General features: G+C 41.7%; 9 protein-coding genes. 5 read left to right on the top strand and 4 right to left on the bottom strand.

The features are described from left to right. The first annotated feature begins 289 nt into the window (after nt 1-289). The gene (locus ACP26M_RS13055) at nt 290-2,602 is read left to right on the top strand and encodes a tetratricopeptide repeat-containing sensor histidine kinase (protein WP_426589461.1); all 2,313 of its coding nucleotides are present in this window, start codon (nt 290-292) and stop codon (nt 2,600-2,602) included. A gap of 3 nt (nt 2,603-2,605) precedes the next feature. Beyond that, nucleotides 2,606-4,555 (top strand): sigma 54-interacting transcriptional regulator, encoded by a 1,950-nt coding sequence (locus tag ACP26M_RS13050; RefSeq protein WP_426589459.1) that lies wholly within the window; start codon nt 2,606-2,608, stop codon nt 4,553-4,555. A gap of 64 nt (nt 4,556-4,619) precedes the next feature. Here the strand turns inward: ACP26M_RS13050 and ACP26M_RS13045 are convergent, their stop codons facing one another. Both ACP26M_RS13045 and ACP26M_RS13040 read right to left on the bottom strand, forming a co-directional pair. Further along, nucleotides 4,620-5,777, bottom strand: coding sequence for a trans-sulfuration enzyme family protein (locus ACP26M_RS13045; protein WP_426589457.1), 1,158 nt, complete (start codon nt 5,775-5,777; stop codon nt 4,620-4,622). A gap of 2 nt (nt 5,778-5,779) precedes the next feature. Further along, the gene (locus ACP26M_RS13040; RefSeq protein WP_426589455.1) at nt 5,780-7,108 is read right to left on the bottom strand and encodes an APC family permease; all 1,329 of its coding nucleotides are present in this window, start codon (nt 7,106-7,108) and stop codon (nt 5,780-5,782) included. A 399-nt stretch (nt 7,109-7,507) separates the two neighbouring features. Here ACP26M_RS13040 and ACP26M_RS13035 point away from each other — a divergent pair, with 399 nt between their 5' ends. From ACP26M_RS13035 to ACP26M_RS13025, 3 genes are all read left to right on the top strand, one after another. Then, on the top strand, nt 7,508-8,539 hold the full coding sequence (locus ACP26M_RS13035) for a LacI family DNA-binding transcriptional regulator (RefSeq protein ID WP_426589453.1): 1,032 nt from the start codon (nt 7,508-7,510) through the stop codon (nt 8,537-8,539). A 342-nt stretch (nt 8,540-8,881) separates the two neighbouring features. Continuing rightward, nucleotides 8,882-9,553 (top strand): basic secretory protein-like protein, encoded by a 672-nt coding sequence (locus ACP26M_RS13030; RefSeq protein WP_426589451.1) that lies wholly within the window; start codon nt 8,882-8,884, stop codon nt 9,551-9,553. A gap of 144 nt (nt 9,554-9,697) precedes the next feature. Beyond that, nucleotides 9,698-12,007, top strand: coding sequence for a GH92 family glycosyl hydrolase (locus tag ACP26M_RS13025; protein WP_426589449.1), 2,310 nt, complete (start codon nt 9,698-9,700; stop codon nt 12,005-12,007). A gap of 214 nt (nt 12,008-12,221) precedes the next feature. Here the strand turns inward: ACP26M_RS13025 and ACP26M_RS13020 are convergent, their stop codons facing one another. Both ACP26M_RS13020 and ACP26M_RS13015 read right to left on the bottom strand, forming a co-directional pair. Further along, nucleotides 12,222-13,298 carry a DNA polymerase beta superfamily protein gene (locus ACP26M_RS13020; protein WP_426589447.1) on the bottom strand — a complete coding sequence of 359 codons (1,077 nt, stop codon included), beginning with the start codon at nt 13,296-13,298 and terminating at the stop codon, nt 12,222-12,224. Then, nucleotides 13,298-14,050, bottom strand: coding sequence for a nucleotidyltransferase domain-containing protein (locus tag ACP26M_RS13015; protein WP_426589445.1), 753 nt, complete (start codon nt 14,048-14,050; stop codon nt 13,298-13,300). The genes ACP26M_RS13020 and ACP26M_RS13015 overlap by 1 nt, the downstream gene beginning before the upstream one ends. Nucleotides 14,051-14,442: the final 392 nt, after the last annotated feature.

The following is a 14,442-nucleotide window of genomic DNA, read 5'->3' as shown; positions in this document are numbered from 1 at the left end:
GAACCTCCGGGATATAAATCCGAAATTTTCCGTCGATCTATAATCTGTACAATGGAATCCATGATCTGTACATTGACCGGTTCAGCAGCGTTCGGGATTTTTATGCCGGTCCGGATCCTGGTTATTTCAGCAATAAAGAAAATTTAGCTTTCTGCTTATTGATGCCGTTTGCATAAAATTGAATAAATTTAGCAAGTCATCGCCTATCACAATTCTGTGGCATTCACAGGAGATGATTTTGTTATGGTTTTGTCTGTAATTGTCTCTGAAGCAATAAAATGCCATGTGTATGCTTAAATATATATTGATATGTTTTATTGTTGCTATCGTTGCCCCAAACGTATCCGGGCAAAAAAAGATGGACATTGCTACCATTAAACTAAACCTCGATAACCAAAAAAACAAAGCCGACACCAATACTATTAAACTACAAATACAATTAGGCAGCTATTATCTCAACAAGCAAGGCGACCACAAAGAGGTGCTGGATAGCGGCATCACCGCTTTCAATAAAGCCATACAAATGAGTGTTGCCATCCATTCGGTAAAATGGCTTAATGAGGCCATGATGCTAAAAGGCGCGTCATATATCAGGCGAAATAACCTGGAACAGGGCAAGTCCATTTTTATGGATGTAATTAACTACTACCGTAAAATTGGCGATAAATACCAGGAAGGCAAAACCTGGGCCCGTTTGGGCGATGATATATCCATCGATATAAAAGATGCCATCCTCGGCAAAATAAATAGTTATGAGCAAGCCCGTGCTTTATTTCGGCAAACAGATCATAAACTTGAAGAAGCCGATATGAACAAGAATATAGCGGATATCCACCTCAACCAAAAAAAACTTGATCTGGCCGAAACCGAACTGCGCCAGGTGCTGGCACAGTACAAAGCAATAGGTTACAAAAAACTTCATTATACCTATCACTCCCTTGCCGAGATAAGCAAGCAAAAGGTTGATTTGCATAACGAGCTTTTATATCGCCACGAGGTAATAAAAAGTATGAACGCCACGGCTGATACGGCTTTGGCCGATTTTTATTACGCCAAACTTGCATTGGTATACGCCGATCTGAATAAATATGACCAAAGCCTCATCTATATTCTTAAATCGGCAGAGATACTAAAGCATAGAAAACAATACGAAGATTTTTATGGGTACCTGAGCCTCATTATTTATGATTTCATAACAGCTAAAAGGCCTAAAGAAGCACTGGCATACTTGAAACAGGCGGTAAAAGATGTACCACCAAAGATCCTGGCGCAAAAGGTTGACATGTATGAGGCATTTGGCAATATCTACGTTGCCCTGAAAGATTACCCGGAAGCCGAGCGATACTATCTGAAAATGATGGACATATATAAGGTTACTAACTTTAGTAAAGACTTTTATACCACCAACGAGCAAATGGTTACTGATTTTGTTCATTACAACGAAACCATGGCCGGCTTTTACCTGCTTACCCAACAATATAAAAAGGCTGGCATTTATACAAAACAGATCTTGTCGCTGCCATCAAATACCATCAGGCCTATCACACTCACCAAGATCCATCGCATGCAGTTTCGGGTCGATTCTGCATCGGGCAACTATGTAGCTGCGATAAAACATTTCGAGATCCATAAACGCCTTGATGACTCGTTGTTTAATGCCATCAAAAACAAGCAGATAGAGGAGCTTGATATCAGATATAGGACTAATGAAAACAAGCAGTCGATAAGGTTTTTACAGGAACAAAGTAAGAATCAAAAAGCCGAACTGCAAAAGGTAAACATGCAGCGTAACATTACTTTTGGCGGTGTGGCCACGCTTATCATTATAGCAGGTTTGGCATTTAACGGTTACCGGCACAAGCAAAGGAGCAATCAGCAATTACAGTTAAAACAAACGGAAATTAATAATCAGAACCTATCGTTACAAATCCTGCTTAATGAAAAGGATGGCCTGTTAGATGAAAAGGACTGGCTGTTAAAAGAAGTGCACCACCGGGTAAAAAACAACCTGCAAATTGTAATGAGCCTGCTTAATACTCAATCGGCATTTTTGAAGAACAACGCGGCGCTTGCCGCAATCCGGGAAAGTCAAAACCGGGTACAGGCCATAGCGCTTATTCATCAAAAGCTGTATAGTAATTCGGATGTGGCTTATATCGATATGTCGGTTTATATTAATGAGCTGATCAATTATCTGGCTGATTGTTATGATCCTGGCGGCAGGGGAATTCGTTTTGAGCAAATGATACAGCCCGTTAAGCTTGACGTTGCCCAGGCCGTACCCGTAGGCCTGATACTAAACGAGGCCATTACAAACGCCATAAAATATGCCTTCCCTGCGCAGCGGGGCGAAATTAAAGTAGCCTTACAACTGGCCGAGGAAACCATTATACTCACCATAGCCGATAATGGAATAGGCTTGCCTGTTAATTTTGACATCCAAAAAGCAAGCTCATTGGGGATGGAAATGATGAAAGCATTAAGTAAACAACTGGGCGGTTGTTTTAAAATAGAAAATTACGGCGGCGCGATAATTACTGTGGAATTCCGGGCCGAGAAGATGTTAAATAATATTGAACGAAAAACTTTTGCAGCTAATTAAAATATGAACAAAAAGATATTAATAGTTGAGGATGAGTCGCTGGTGGCGTATGATCTGAAATTAATATTAACCCGTGCCGGTTATAAAGTTTGCGGCATTGCAGATTCTGTACCCGAAGCGTTGGAGATCATTGATGAGCAAAAGCCTGAAATGGTATTGCTTGATATATTTTTAAAGGGCAACCTGAACGGTATCGACCTTGCTAAGGTGCTTACTTCAAAAAATATAGCATTTGTATACCTGTCGGCTAATTTTCAGGAAAGTATCCTGGAACGGGCAAAGGCTACGCAGCCCTATGGTTTTTTGGTAAAGCCATTCCGCGAAAAAGAACTATTGATAACCCTTGACGTGGCATTTTATCGTCATCAAAACAGTATTGAATCCAAATTGCGCCAGGAGCAGGCCCTGGAGCAGGTATTTAAAAATATTGTTGCTGAGCCCATAAACTGGAAACAAAAGTTGTTGAAAATAGCAACGAGTATCCAGCCGCATGTACCGTTTGATTATTTAACTGTTACCATGAAAAATGGTGCGGGTTTTCCTGACAACGCCATTTCATTTTTGCGTACCGGATTTGATGAATACCAGGTTATAGGCCCGGATGAATTGGTAAACATCACAAAAACGAATAAAAAACAGCTTAATCAGATGCAGGATGACAGTCCGCAGGTAACCAAGGCTGATTTTTATAATGCAGGCAATTTTGTTAAGATTTGGCCGCAGTTTCCCGTTAAAAAGCTTATTGCCCAGGTTTTTAATATGCAATCGTTTTTAGGATTACCTTTGCTTTCGTCTGGAGGGGATGTTATTCATTTTTCGTTTTACAGCCGCAAAACCGATTGTTATACCCATGATCATTTGATCTTGTTAGATCGGCTGCACAGATTATTACTGAGCACGGTAGAGGAGATCATCCCATTTGATGTACCTGAGCCCTCACTAACGAGGGTTGATAAATTAGGCCAAAATCAATTGAGTGAAAAAAACAAAGCAGCGGGCTTTAAAGATATTATCGGTAAAAGCCATCAGATGCTCACCGTACTCGACCACATTGGTATAGTGGCTCCGCTTGATACATCGGTATTGGTTTTAGGCGAAAGCGGTACAGGTAAGGAGCAGATAGCTAAGAGTATCCACTATCTGTCGCCCCGTAAAAACAAGCCTTTGGTAGTGGTAAACTGTGCCTCCATGCCGGCTACACTGATTGAGTCCGAATTGTTCGGGCACGAAAAAGGTGCTTTTACAGGAGCTGTTGAAAAGCGTACCGGCAAATTTGAACTGGCCGATGGTGGTACTATTTTCCTGGATGAGATAGGGGAAATGCCGGCCGAACTACAGGTTAAGCTATTACGTGTTTTACAGGAGCAGGAGATTGAACGCATTGGCGGCAGAGGCCCGGTGAAGATCAACGTACGCATAGTTGCGGCTACTAACCGCAACCTTGAAAAAGAAGTTGAAGAAGGCCGCTTCCGGCTCGATTTATATTACAGGCTGTTTGTGTTCCCGATCATCATTCCACCTTTAAGGGAACGTAAAGATGATATCCCGGTATTGGCTAATCATTTCCTGGCACGTTACGCGCAAAAGATCGGTAAAGCGGTAACGGGGATCTCAGCAAACGTAATGGCCCAACTGCTTGAATACCACTGGCCGGGCAACGTGCGCGAGCTGGAGCATTTTATTGAACGCAGTATCCTGTTAACGGATGGCCCGGTAATAAAAGACGTTTACCTGCCCAAGCTGCAGGGAAAAAAGGAAAGCCCTGTTTATGCCGAAATGCCGACCGACAGATTAAAAACCATTGATGAACACGCCCGCGACCATATTTTAGACGTGCTAAAACGTTGCAATGGCAAAATAAGCGGCAAGGACGGGGCCGCATCTAAATTAGGTTTGCCGCCATCAACCCTGCATTCAAAAATGCAAAAGCTGGGGATTAAGAAGTGGGAGTAAATGTTTGAAGTTAAACAGTCTTTATTTCTAAAAAACAATAAATCCCGGCGCAGGCCGGGACTGTTTACTTTTCTAAAGCCTGTTTAATATCCGCCATTAAATATTGAGGGTCTTCCAAACCAATATACATCCGGATTAATTGATGGTGATCGTTATCCGCCGAATATTCATCCTCGCTAAAAGAGGCAATGGCTGGCACAACAAGACTTTCATGGCCTCCCCACGACACAGCAAGTAAAATATGTTGCAGGCTGTTACAAAACTTTTCAATTTTACTAAATGAACTGTGCTTTAATACGAGGCTAAATAAACCTCCGCAGCCCTGCATTTGTTGGCTAACCAAATCGGCCTGATTGAATTTGGGACTAAAAGGCCAGATCACATCCTGTACAGCCGGATGAGAGACAAGCCATTCTGTAATGATCCGGGTACTTTCAAAGCTGCGCCGCAGCCGCAGCGGGAGCGTTCTTAATCCTCGCAAAAGCAGCCATGCCGAATGGGGCGACAGCGCCGGGCCGGTATTCATGAACTCGTGCTCAAAGATTTTTTTAAGCATAGCCTTGCTGCCGGTAAGCACACCTGCCACAACATCCGAATGACCACCAATATATTTGGTAGCTGATTGCGCCACAAGGTCAACCCCCATAGATATTGGTTGCTGGTAAAGGGGGCTGCAATAGCTGTTATCAATCATGGTTATGATACCTCTTGATTTCGCAAAATCGGTCACTTTCCTGATGTCCTGCAGCTCATAGCAAAATGTGTTAGGGCTTTCGAGGTAAATTAGGCGTGTTTGCGGGGTTGCGGCTTGTCCAAAATTTTCAAAAACTGTTCCGTCAATAAATGTGGTGGTAATGCCAAATTTGGGTAAAAAGTCTTTAAATAATTTAATTGTCCAGCTGTACAGGTTATCCACGGCTATAATATGATCGCCGGATTTTAACAGCGATAAAATGGGGACACTTATAGCACTGATACCGCTGCTGAACAGCAGGGCGTCTTCCGCGCCATCTAACGCGGCAAGTTTTTTTCTGAGTATAGTGAGTGTGGGGTTTTGCCCCCTTGAGTACAGGCTGCTTTCGAATTCATCATTCATTGCCCCCCTAAGTGCCGCAACATCTTTAAAACAAAAGTTGCTTGATTGCATAATTGGCGGCGAAACGGCATTAAAGTAGTTTTCTCTTTCCTCCCCAAGCTCATTTAAAATAAATGACAAATCCATAATTAAAGTATAGTGTTAGGTTTTTGGTTTCGTTTTGTGATATAGTAAATAATGAGGCCGGCAATAAAAGCACAAATGCATATTAAAGCAGCCTGCGGGTTTTCAATAAAAATGCTGATAGTAACAAACCAATAAGTAGTAATAAATATGACAGGTATAACTGGGTACCATTTCATAATATAGATACCGGTATTATTGAGATGTTTGGTTTTGCTCCGTAAAATGAAGATCGTTATAGCTGCAGTTGATAGGCCAATGGTATCAAAAAACATTACATAATTTAATATGGTTTGAAACGAATTAGCAAAAAATAAGACGATAAGCACCGCGCCCACAAAAAAACTCAATCCAAATTCCTGTACCTGGGTTTGGCTGTTTACACGTTTAAAGCGGGCAGGTAATATACCATCTTCGGCCATGGCATAATAAACACGGGGATTGGCCATAATATTTACGTTGACAAAGGCCAATACAGAAACAAACATCAGCAGCGATACTATTTTATATCCGGCAGCACCGAATAAAACCCCTGCAAGTGTTGCCGCAAGCGTTGTTTTATGCTGAAGGCCGCTAATGCCTAAAACTGAGTAATAGGCAAAGTTGATAAGCATGTATAATGATATCACAGTGGCTATTCCAAAAAAAATAGCCTTGGGGATATTGATCTTCGGGTTTATAATATCGCCTCCAAAATTTATAGTTTGCTGGTAACCGCCATAAGTAAAAAATACAGCTACCAAACTTATTCCGAACGCACTTATGTTGTTATTATTATGGTAAGCGATAACTTCTTTGGCGGTATGTATATTGCCTTTGAACACCGCGGCACATAAAATCAGGATCATGCCAATTTTAAAAAGTGTAAGTACGTTTTGAGTACGGGCGCTCATTTTAATGCCCAGGTAGTTGATGATATATAAAACAACTACGGAAGTTATGGTCATGATTTTGATGCCCGCATCGTTTTGCAGGCTTTGTGGCATAATAATGGGGTTAATGTATTCCGCGCCTATAAGCGCTACGGCGGCAACGGAGGCCGCGTTGCTTATTACCAGTACCCAATTGATCATAAAGGCAAAAGCCGGGTGAAAACAGTACGAAAAAACTTTGTAAAAGCCACCGGTGGTAGGGTAGCGGGCACCAATTTCGGCAAAGGTAAGCGCCCCGCACAGGCTTACTGCTCCCCCAAGCAGCCAGGCCCCGAAATACAAAAGAGGTGTGCTTGAGTTTTTTGCTACTTCTGCCGGCGCTGCAAAAATGCCCATGCCTATTACGAGGCTCACAACAATCATTGAAAGATCAAAGCGGTTGAGTTTCGGCGTTATACTCATGAAATTATAAATACCAATTAATCAGGGAAAACACAAAATCTAAATTTAGCATTAATTTGTTATCAATTGATATGAAGAAATCTTTTATACACTGGTCTTCCATTTTAATTTTTTAATGATCTTAATGAAAGTTTGTGACTATTTTGTAATAAATTGTCATCAAAAAGGTCGAAAATCGAAGCCATACGCTATATTTACCAGTCCGGTTTTAAATGTTTATATCACAAGGTTAAAATATTGGCAATTAGCAGAATTAACTTGCCGGGTTTGATTGAAAAAAGGCACAAAGTTGAATTTTTGACAGAGATATCTGTTTGACTAATTACCGGTTTAACATTAAAAATTGATAAGACTTTAAGATGTCGGGCATACTAAACCTTAAACCTGAATTTAAAAACGATGATAAAAAAAAAGATATCCATTAAGGATATAGCCAAACTTACCGATACCTCAATAACTACTGTTTCATTTGTTTTAAATGGCAAGGGCCGTATTAGCAAAGAGATCAGTAAAAAAATATTGGATGCGGCCCAAAAAAATGGTTATGAACCTAATCGTATGGCGGTTGGTTTGCGTACGGGTGTTTCAAAAGTTATCGGGCTGATAGTGGAGAGCATTGGCGGGCCGTTTTTTGGAGAGATGGCAAAGGTAATTGAAGAGGAAGCGGAAAAAGACGGCTATCGTATTATATATTGTAGTACCAACAATAACCTGCAAAAAGGTAAGGACATGATCAGGATGCTGAGTCAGCAACTGGTTGATGGTTATATTATTACCCCGATGAAAGGGCTGGAAAAAGATATCCAGAACCTGGTTGATAATGAAAAGCCTGTAGTGCTCATTGACGGATATTTCCCCGGGACAAGCATCCCTCATGTGCTGGTTGATAATTATGCAGGCGCCTACAACGCGGTTGATTGTTTTGTACGATCGGGATATAAGAATATCGGGATGGTAACCGCCGACCTCGGGCTGATCCAGCTAAACGACCGGAGCCTGGGCTACAAAGCTGCTTTAAAAGATAATAACCTGAAAGAGAGCAGTAAGATGGTTTTAAAGGTTCCTTTTGATATGGACAAGAATGAAGGGGTTGAGGCCGTTAAAGCATTTATTGAAAAGCAAAAACAAATGGATGCTGTTTTCTTTACCACCAATTATTTGGGTACCATGGGTTTGCAGGCCATCAAAGATCTTAAGCTTAGTATCCCCGATGATTTGGCCGTGATAAGTTTTGATGATAACGAAGTGTTTAGCCTATACCCGCCGGGTATTACTACCATACAACAACCTACTTATGACATTGCAAAATCGGCAATTGATATTTTAATGGCGCAGATCAACACCCACAAACTTGATGCTTCAAAAATTGATCTGAAGATCCCATCGAAACTGATCGAGCGGGGATCGACCCTGTCGAAGGCCACAGCGTGACAATAGTTTAGTATTGGTGCACGAATATCCTTAAAAATCATTTGGTAAAACGTTTTATTTAAGTAGCTTTGAACACTGATACTGCTCACCTGGTTAGTTAGAGCCGGTTGGGGTAGTTGGGGGATAACTCCACAATAATTCAACTGCTTCATAGTTCTTTTTTGATAATATTGTTTAATTAATAAAACGCCTGTTGTTTGAAGAGTAACAGGCGTTTGTTTTTGAACAAATTGAAAGGGAAAACTATTAATAATATTACAGAGGAATCTGTTTTAATGATAAAACGTTTTATCTATATTTGGCTGGTTTAATCATTATCAATCGCAAAAACCAAAACTATTCATGAAAAAAATATTTATCTTCTCACTATTCTTAATTTCGGGCTTGTTCATGGGGTTGAATGCCCATGCGCAGGAAGTTTTTAAACAAAAAGGCTACCAGGTAACTTTTATCAGCAAGGATGCTGCATTTAGCACAGATTTGAAAGACAGACTGATCAAAACCTTTTTTGAAGTGTATCCAAAGCTTGCAAAGGAGTACAATAAAAAAACATCTAAAAAAGTAACGTTTGTTATCGATACTGCTTATGACGGCGTGGCTGCTACCGGAAATGACACTGTAGTATTCAGCGCGAAATACATGACCAAACATCCCGGCGATATTGACGTGGTTACTCACGAAGTAATGCACATTGTACAGGCTTATGGCAACAGCGACGGCCCCGGCTGGTTAACCGAAGGGATTGCCGATTATGCCCGTTTTAAATTTGGTGTTGACAACGCCGGGGCCAAATGGGCATTACCCGCATTTAAATCAACCCAAAATTATGATAATGCTTACCGTGTAACTGCACGTTTTTTGCTTTGGGCAGAAAAAAACTCGAAGCCCGATCTGGTAAAAATACTTGATAAGCAACTGCGTGAACATACTTTCACAAACGAAAGCTGGAAAAGCCTTACAGGTAAAACAGTGGATGAGCTATGGGCCGCTTACGCTTCAAATCCCGCGGTTTAAACCGTTTTTTTACAGGTATCTGTAACAAATACCACGTACTCCCATATTTAGCGGGCTGCTTTACATAAATTAGTTGCTTTGTTAAAAAGAGGTTATGAGGCCAGGGGCCGCGACGCAGAATTTCCTCATATATGAGAGGAAACAATGAATATACTTAAGATTACAATGAGAAGAATACTTACAGCATTATTAATAGGTACGGCCGTTTATAGCCAGGCTCAAACCAAAACAGAAAAGCTGGTTGATTATGTTAATCCTATTATAGGTACACAACGCATGGGGCATACCTATCCGGGGGCAACGGTGCCTTTTGGTATGGTGCAATTAAGCCCCGAAACAGACACTGCCAGCTATGAAAAGGACGGTCATTACAATCCGGATGTATACAAATATTGTGCAGGATATCAGTATGACGATAAAACGATAGTAGGCTTTAGTCATACCCACTTCAGCGGTACCGGTCACTCAGATTTGGGCGATTTTTTAATTATGCCAACCGTTGGGGCTTTGAAACTCAATCCAGGTGTGGCCGATAAGCCCGGCAGTGGCTACCGTTCGGCATTTTCGCATCAGAATGAGGTTAGCGGGGCCAACTATTATAAAGTAAAACTTGACGCTAATAATATTACTGCCGAGCTAACTACCACAGCAATGGTTGGTTTTCATCAATATACTTTCCCTAAGTCGGATCAGTCGCACATTATACTCGACCTGATGGCCGGGATTTATAACTACCCCGACAAAAATGTATGGACTTATCTTAAGGTAGTTAACGATTCAACAGTTATAGGCTACCGCCAAACCAATGGCTGGGCCCGCACACGTACTTTGTACTTCGCTATGAGTTTTTCAAAACCTTTTTATCAGCATGGCTATAAAAAGTACGATAAACGCGAGGTGTACGGCGGTTTTTGGGGTAAATTCAATCAAACCAAAAACTTTCCTGAAATTGCCGGCAGGCAGATCCGCAGCTACTTTGACTTTAAAACAGAAGAAGGGGAGAAGATCAAAATTAAGTTTGCCATATCTTCTGTAAGTATGGACGGCGCGCTGAATAACATGCGCACCGAAGCGCCGGGTTGGGACTTTGATAAAGTGAAAAACGATGGTCAGCAGCTTTGGGAACAGGAACTGCATAAAATTGAGATAGCCGGAAGTAAGGAAACCAAACAAAATTTCTATACCTCCATGTACCATACCATGATCAATCCTACGTTGTACATGGATGCTGATGGTCAATACAAAGGCCTTGATCAAAATGTACATAAGGCTGATGGTTTTACCAATTACACTACATTTTCGCTTTGGGATACTTATAGGGCATTACACCCGCTGTTCAATATCATTGAGCCGAAACGTAACGCGGATATGATCCAGTCGATGCTGGCCCACTTTGATCAAAGTCCTGAGCATATGCTGCCGGTATGGTCAAACTCGGGTAATGAAAACTGGTGTATGAGCGGTTACCACAGCGTTGCTGTAATTGCCGATGCTGTAATAAAAGGTAATGTGAATTTTGATGCTAATAAAGCACTTGATGCCTGCGTTACCACCGCCCGCCACCGGGATTATGAAGGCATTGGCGAGTATATGGATAAAGGATACATCTCTGATGAGAAAAGTGGTGTGTCGGTATCTTCAACCCTGGAGTATGCTTTTGACGACTGGGCAATTGCTCAACTTGCTAAAAAACTGAACAGGAATGACATTTACGAGGAATTCATTAAACGCTCGGGAAATTATAAAAACGTTTATGACCCTGCAGTTGGTTTTATGCGCCCTAAGCTGGCTAATGGCTCGTTCAGAACAAAATTTGATCCTTTGAGCACCATTAACGAAGGTTTTATTGAAGGTAACAGCTGGAACTATACCTTGTTCGCTCCGCAAGATCCTGAAAGTTTGATTAAGCTGATGGGCGGCGATAAGCGCTTTGTACGTTACCTGGATTCATTGTTTACCATGAACCTACCTGATAAATATTTTGCCGAAACAGAAGATATCACCCGCGACGGTATTATCGGTAACTATGTGCATGGTAACGAACCATCGCACCACGTAGCCTACCTGTACAACTGGACAGATAAGCCATGGAAAACACAGGAGCGCGTACGTATGATTTTACCGATGATGTACAAGCCAACCCCCGACGGTTTAGGGGGCAATGATGATACCGGCCAGATGAGCGCCTGGTACATATTCACCTCACTTGGTTTTTATCCGGTTGCTCCGGGTTCAGATCAATATTCAACCGGTAGTCCGGCTGTTGACCATGCGGTGATCAATTTGGATAACGGTAAAAAGTTTACGATCAACGTAAAAAATCAAAGCGCTAAAAACGTTTATGTGCAAAAGATGATATTGAACGGCAAACCGCTTGATAAGCTATTCATCAGTCACAATGAGATCATGAATGGCGGCGAGATTACTTTTTATATGAGTTCGAAGCACAAATAGAGATTGGTTTTGATTTCGGATTTCGGGTTTCCGATTTCGGAGTTAAAAAAGGGCTTTCCGTATTGGAAGGCCCTTTTGTGTTTGACTTTATTGGAGGATAGCTCACGATTGCAACATGCCAAAGAAACGCCAAACTCTACAAAACGGCTTTGCAAATCGGATCGTTTCGTGCTTTCATGTTTTAAACAGCCTTTACATATAATATGGCAGTGGACTATAGCGGGCTGTTTTCATAAAATTCGGTTCTTATTTGCAATAAGATATCTTCAGCTTTTTGCAGGTCCGGTTTGTTGGGCAGAGCAGAGGTTCGATATAGTTCATTGATTTGCTCCATTTTTTCGTCAACCATTTTCATTAACTCATCAAATTCAAACTTGCCGTTACGGATTTTTAGCAGAAAATCCCTGTCCGGCCGGTTTACGATTACCTGGCCGTATTGTGCTATTTCTCCGGCCATATTGAGCAGGCGAAAAGTGTGCATCATATTTTTGGCATCGTAGCTTTTGCCGTGCGATAACGTGCTTTGATAGCGGACCTCATTTCTCTTTGCTTCCCACTCACGGTATTCTGTATACTCCTTGCAGTATACAGAGTAGCCATCTTTATTAAAATTCATTACAGCCAAATGTGCTACCCCTTTTGGTACGGAGCTTAGCTGTACATCATCAGCGTCAGCACCAGATGTTATTCCCCTGAAGTAGCCTGCCTTCAATTGTTTTTGGTGATAAAGCAGGTATACATCCCTGAAATGATCCAGGTTTACCAGGCCGCATTGCTGCTGCTGAAAGTTGTTTACCTGAAGCCACTCCTTTAGCGTAACACTGCCATTATCATGGATCACATAACAAAAATCCAGCACGGTCTTACGCGCCTCGTCTATTGGTTTGTTGATCTTTTTGTTTAAACCGCGGGCCTTTTTTATTTGTGAATGTGCATAACCTGCAAAGGTGTCCAGGCAAAGTTTCGACAGGAAATCTTCTGGCTTTATTAAATCCATCAACGGGTGGCGGTACAATACAAATTGGCCGGGTGTGCTTAACAATTCCAGTATGTTGGGGTTGTTTTTGGTAAGCAACTCCAAAAAACGTCTGATCTCAAAATAAACCTCATCATTAGTGCTATTAGCAACCTGATCGGTTTGCGTAAAGCCATAAAGCTGCCTTTGAGGCATGATAAATATGCCTTTCTTATCCGTATCTGAGCCTTTAACGTTGAGGTTATAAGCAGTGCTCCCGCTGATACAATCAAGCAGGAGCAGTTTCGGGTTTTGTTGCAGATCATCAAAGGTCATTACAGTATATATTTTCTGAACAATTGGTTCAATTCATCCGGCTGTTTTCTGTCTGAAGGAAGCAGCGGTATCTGCTGCTGGCAATAAGCAAGCGTATCCTCCAGCCAGGTTTGCAATAGCGGTACCGGTTGTATCAACGTTTTTTCATCGGCCATTTGCTTCTGAACAAGCAGGTCATCTACGGTATCCTGAAAATGTGTGTCGCTTATCAAACGTCTCAATTTACTAAACTCCATTGGCGGCACTGTTTTGCGGTCCACTATCCAAAGACAGGCCAATGTTGATCTTAGAGCATAAAAGTAACGTTTCAGTTTTACTTCGCTTTCCTGCAAATCATCACGTAAGGTGTTAAAAACCAATGATGAATAGTGATTAGCTGATGCCCTTGGCGAAAGGTATTCCTGCATTATATTCCTTATCTCATTGGCAAAATCACTGGCTTCACGGTAAACTATAGGTGATTGTATCCATTCAAACAAGGATATGTTTGACTTAAGGAATAGCTTTAACGCTTTACGTATATCCCAGCCGCGTATATCCAATACATCATTTATAGGCAGGTCTATAAAATCGGGCATATCTGTTATGCCGAGGTAATAGTTTACAGGACGGGCGTATATAAAACGCACATCAAAATCACTATCGGGCGAGGCAAAGCCCCAGGCCCGGCTTCCGGACTCACAGGCGTAAAGTATTTTTATGTTTTCAGACTGCTCCACTTCAAGCAGCTTTTGTAATATAGTTTCAGTCATGAGATTTAATGTTAAAGTAAAAAATGAAAGAGCTACTGGCAGCAGGTGTATTCCGGATTCGAACCGGCAGGCATGTACTGCTACATGCTTTTCAACCAGCGAAGTAACACCCGCTTACGGCATCTTTCATTGCCTATCCCTGACGGGAGAAGTCTTTTTGTTTAAAAATCAGGGAATAAAGAGCGATGAATGGTAGCGCTTTGCTTGACAGGCGAAGTAATGCTTATCTACGGCATCTTTATTCCTGATTGCAACAGGTTTAGGTATAAAAAGTTAATGAACAACAGGTTGAAGGCAATGACTAACAAGTGGTTCAGTCGTCCCATGCTCCAAACTGTCTGAGCTACCTTAGCTTGCGGCTAAAGGCCGGATTTTTACCGGCGACCCTGGGG

This window comes from Mucilaginibacter sp. R-33 (assembly GCF_049949235.1).
Lineage (GTDB): Bacteria > Bacteroidota > Bacteroidia > Sphingobacteriales > Sphingobacteriaceae > Mucilaginibacter.
Note: the sequence above shows the minus strand (reverse complement) of the source record. Positions and strands in the feature narration are given on the sequence as shown.

Excerpts from the sequence above, each read along its gene's own strand:
- ACP26M_RS13025 (WP_426589449.1), top strand. The coding sequence starts at position 9,698 with ATGAATATACTTAAGATTACAATGAGAAGAATACTTACAGCATTATTA.
- ACP26M_RS13030 (WP_426589451.1), top strand. The coding sequence starts at position 8,882 with ATGAAAAAAATATTTATCTTCTCACTATTCTTAATTTCGGGCTTGTTC.
- ACP26M_RS13020 (WP_426589447.1), bottom strand. The coding sequence starts at position 13,298 with ATGACCTTTGATGATCTGCAACAAAACCCGAAACTGCTCCTGCTTGAT.
- ACP26M_RS13045 (WP_426589457.1), bottom strand. The coding sequence starts at position 5,777 with ATGGATTTGTCATTTATTTTAAATGAGCTTGGGGAGGAAAGAGAAAAC.
- ACP26M_RS13015 (WP_426589445.1), bottom strand. The coding sequence starts at position 14,050 with ATGACTGAAACTATATTACAAAAGCTGCTTGAAGTGGAGCAGTCTGAA.
- ACP26M_RS13050 (WP_426589459.1), top strand. The coding sequence starts at position 2,606 with ATGAACAAAAAGATATTAATAGTTGAGGATGAGTCGCTGGTGGCGTAT.
- ACP26M_RS13035 (WP_426589453.1), top strand. The coding sequence starts at position 7,508 with ATGATAAAAAAAAAGATATCCATTAAGGATATAGCCAAACTTACCGAT.
- ACP26M_RS13040 (WP_426589455.1), bottom strand. The coding sequence starts at position 7,108 with ATGAGTATAACGCCGAAACTCAACCGCTTTGATCTTTCAATGATTGTT.
- ACP26M_RS13055 (WP_426589461.1), top strand. The coding sequence starts at position 290 with ATGCTTAAATATATATTGATATGTTTTATTGTTGCTATCGTTGCCCCA.